The following is a 4030-nucleotide window of genomic DNA, read 5'->3' as shown; positions in this document are numbered from 1 at the left end:
CCCATGCCGAACTCAGCAGTGAAACCGCTCCGCGCCGATGGTAGTGTGGGGCCTCCCCATGCGAGAGTAGGTCATCGTCAGGCACTTATTCAGAAACCCCGGCCCATGGTCGGGGTTTCGTCGTTTTCGGGGCCTCCCCATGGAGAGTCCCGGAGTGCCGGCCAAGTCATCGTCAGGCACCTATACCGAGAAAACCCCGGGCATTCAGTTGCTCGGGGTTTTTTCATGGCAGGACGCTGCCCCTGCAGCGTCCCGGAATGCCGGCCATCGAGGCGCCGCTCATCGGAGCTCGGCGCCCGGATCAGCGACCGTAATAACTCCAGGCTCTTACCGGAAAAAGCCTCGGGCTCATCATGAGCTCGGGGCTTTTTTCGTTTGGGCCGCCGAACGAAAGAGATGTCTCGGCGGGCAGTTGGGCATGAAAAAGCCCGGCCATATGGCCGGGCTTGGATGTCGCCAGGATGTGCCTAGAGGGCGGCAATCTTGTCGCGCTGCTCCGCCAGCAGACGACGGGAGGTCTGAAGATCGGTCAGCTTGCCACGCTCCTTCTCCACTACAGCAGCAGGAGCCTTGGCCACGAAGCCCTCGTTGGAGAGTTTCTTCTCGATGCCGCCGATCAGCTTGTCCTGCTTGTCGATCTCCTTGTCGAGGCGGGCGAGTTCCGTCTCCTTGTCGATCAGGTCGGCCATGGGCACCAGGACTTCCATCTCGCCGACCAGCTGGGTGGCCGCGAGTGGCGCCTGCTGAGGGTCATCCAGCCAGCTGAGGCTCTCCAGCTTGGCGAGCTTGGCCAGGAACAGGCGGTTGGCCTCCAGGCGGTCGCGATCGGCAGTGCCGCCCTTGGTCAGCAGGACGTCGAGGGGCTTGCCCGGCGCGATATTCATCTCGGCACGGATATTACGCACCGCCACGATGACACCCTTGAGCCACTCGATATCGCGGGTGGCGCCTTCATCGAGCAGGGCCTCGTCGGCAGTCGGCCAGGGCTGAGCCATGATGGAGTCGTCGCCCTGGAAGGTACCGGCCAGGGGCGCTACACGCTGCCAGATCTCCTCGGAGATATACGGCATCATCGGGTGGGCCAGGCGCAGGAGGGTTTCCAGCACGCGGACCAGGGTCCGGCGGGTGCCTCGCTTGGCATCGAGACTGGCGTTGTCATCCCAGAGCACCGGCTTGGAGAGCTCCAGGTACCAGTCGCAGTACTCGTTCCAGACGAAGTCATAGAACGCCTGGGAGGCATGGTCGAAGCGGAACTCCTCCATGGCCCTGGTAACCTGGGTCACGGTCTGCTGCAGGCGTGAGAGGATCCAACGGTCGGCGAGGGAGAGGGTCACCGGCTCATCGCCAAGACCGGTATCCTCGCCTTCGGCATTCATCAGCACATAGCGTGAGGCGTTCCACAGCTTGTTGCAGAAGTTGCGGTAGCCATCCAGGCGACCCATGTCGAACTTGATATCGCGTCCGGTGGTGGCCTGGGAGAGGAAGGTGAAGCGCAGCGCATCGGTGCCGTGAGGCTCGACGCCTTCCGGGAACTCGCTTCGCGTGGCCTTGGCGATCGCCTTGGCTTTCTGCGGCTGCATCATGTTGCCGGTGCGCTTCTCCACCAGCGTATCCAGCTCGATGCCGTCGATCAGATCAATGGGGTCGAGCACGTTGCCCTTAGATTTCGACATCTTCTGGCCCTGGCCGTCACGCACCAGGCCGTGCACGTAGACCTGCTTGAAGGGCACCTCGCCGGTGAATTTCAGGGTCAGCATGATCATCCGCGCGACCCAGAAGAAGATGATGTCGAAGCCGGTGACCAGCACGCTGGAGGGGTGGAAGGTCTTGAGCTCTTCGGTCTGCTCCGGCCAGCCCAGGGTACCGAAGGTCCACAGCCCCGAGCTGAACCAGGTGTCCAGCACGTCCTCGTCCTGAGTCAGCTCGAGGTCTGCAGACAGGCCGTGCCGCTCCCGGGCCTCGGCCTCGCTGCGGGCGACATAGACGTTGCCCTCCGCGTCGTACCAGGCAGGGATACGGTGGCCCCACCACAGCTGGCGAGAGATGCACCAGTCCTGGAGGTCGCGCATCCAGGCGAAGTACATGTTCTCGTAGTTCTTCGGCACGAACTGGATATCGCCCTTCTCCACGGCCTCTATGGCGGGCTTGGCCAGACTCTCCACGGCCACGAACCACTGGTCGGTCAGCAGCGGTTCGATGATATCCCCGGAGCGATCTCCGAAGGGCAGGGTGTTGTTGACCGTCTCGATCTGCTCGAGCAGGCCGGCGGCCTCCATGTCGGCGACGATCCGCTGGCGTGCCTCGAAGCGATCCAGACCGGCATAGGCCTCAGGCAGGCTCGGGTCGATATCTGCCAGTGGCCGGCCCTGAATGTCGAAGGCCTCGGCCTGCCCCAGGATGGCGGCGTCCTGGGTGAAGACGTTGATCAGCGGAAGGTTCTGGCGGTGGCCTACCTCGTAATCATTGAAGTCGTGGGCCGGGGTGATCTTCACGCAACCCGAGCCCTTCTCCATGTCGGCGTGTTCATCGGCGACGATGGGAATACGGCGACCCACCAGCGGCAGCGTGATGAACTTGCCCACCAGGGAGGCATAGCGGGGGTCCTCGGGATTGACCGCAACCCCGGTGTCGCCGAGCAGGGTCTCCGGACGGGTGGTGGCAACGACCAGGTAATCCTTGCCGTCGTCGGTGGTGACGCCATCGGCCAGGGGGTAGCGGAAGTGCCAGAAGCTACCCTGCTGGTCGCGGTTTTCCACCTCGAGGTCGGAGATCGCGGTATGCTGTGTCGGATCCCAGTTGACCAGCCGCTTGCCGCGGTAGATCAGGTCCTCCTCGTAGAGACGGACGAAGACCTCCTGGACCGCCTTGTAGAAGCCGCTGTCCATGGTGAAGCGCTCACGGCTCCAGTCGACGCTGGCTCCCATGCGGCGCAGCTGGCGGGTGATATGGCCGCCAGACTCATGCTTCCACTCCCACACCTTGTCGATGAAGGCTTCGCGGCCAAGATCGTGGCGACTCTTGCCTTCTTCCGCCGCCACCTTGCGCTCGACCAGCATCTGGGTGGCGATGCCGGCGTGGTCGGTCCCCACCTGCCACAGGGTGTTGCGACCCTGCATCCGCCGCCAGCGGGTCAGGGTGTCCATGATGGTGTCCTGGAAGGCGTGGCCCATGTGCAGGCTGCCGGTGATATTGGGCGGCGGAATCATGATGGAGAAGGGTGCGCCCTCGCCCGAGGGGGCGAAGCGGCCGTCGGCCTCCCAGCGCTGATACCAGTGGGATTCGATCTGCTCGGGTTGGTAGGTCTTGTCCATGGGCGTTTCGGGTCCAGAATAGGCACCGCCGGCCTGATGGCCGGGCGGCAGGAATGGCGACGAAAATGGGGTCAATTATAGCCCGGCGGGGTAGTCGGCGTCAGCCTGACTGACTGCGCAGCTGATGCGCCTTGACCGGGTAGCCGCGTTGCTTGTAGGTCTGCCAGCACTTTCGCTTGGCGGTCAGCACCGTCTGGTGCTGGTTGATGATCTCGGCGACACGCTCGAAGCGCGAGAACCACTCGGGAATGCCGGGCGATAGATTGAGCAGCGCCTGGGCGGGGCGCTCGGGGGGTGGCGGTTCGGCCCAGCCGATGGTGACCGCCACCTGCTCGGCGAGGGCGTCATCGGCCAGGGCATGGGGCACATAGGCGTCGACCCGGAAGGTCCAGAGCGCCTCGTCGAGCTCCCGGGCCATGGTTTCATCCTCGGCGTGCAGGTGCAGCCGGTAGCCCTTGCGCTGAATGGTCTCGGCCAGCCGGCAGGCGAAGTCGAGACGCGCCTCCAGGGTGGTGTCGGGGAGGACGTAGAAATCGATCTGGGTCATCTGAGTCTGCCCGGGGTTTCTCCTCGTGGCAGGCCTATGCGAAGGCGCTGTGAATACTTCCCTGTACGCTACCGACGCCATCCCTGGCGCAGGACCTCCGCGTCGGCCTGCCCTTCGGCGCCCCTCGCCTCGGTGGTGAGAGCCGCGACGGAGCCGCTGAGCGGGTCCGTCG

Annotated in this window: 2 protein-coding genes; both read right to left on the bottom strand. The window is 64.3% G+C overall.

Annotation, left to right across the window (positions count from 1 at the left end; all coding sequences use genetic code 11):
* Nucleotides 1–467: 467 nt before the first annotated feature.
* Complete coding sequence (locus RM463_RS17355; protein ID WP_311430765.1) at nucleotides 468–3311, bottom strand: valine--tRNA ligase; 2844 nt, start codon at nucleotides 3309–3311, stop codon at nucleotides 468–470.
* A gap of 100 nt (nucleotides 3312–3411) precedes the next feature.
* A complete protein-coding gene (locus RM463_RS17350; protein ID WP_311430764.1) occupies nucleotides 3412–3858 on the bottom strand; it encodes a DNA polymerase III subunit chi in 447 nt (148 codons plus the stop codon).
* Nucleotides 3859–4030 lie beyond the last annotated feature (172 nt).

It is taken from the genome of Halomonas sp. LES1 (assembly GCF_031846005.1).
GTDB lineage: Bacteria > Pseudomonadota > Gammaproteobacteria > Pseudomonadales > Halomonadaceae > Halomonas.
Note: the sequence above shows the minus strand (reverse complement) of the source record. Positions and strands in the feature narration are given on the sequence as shown.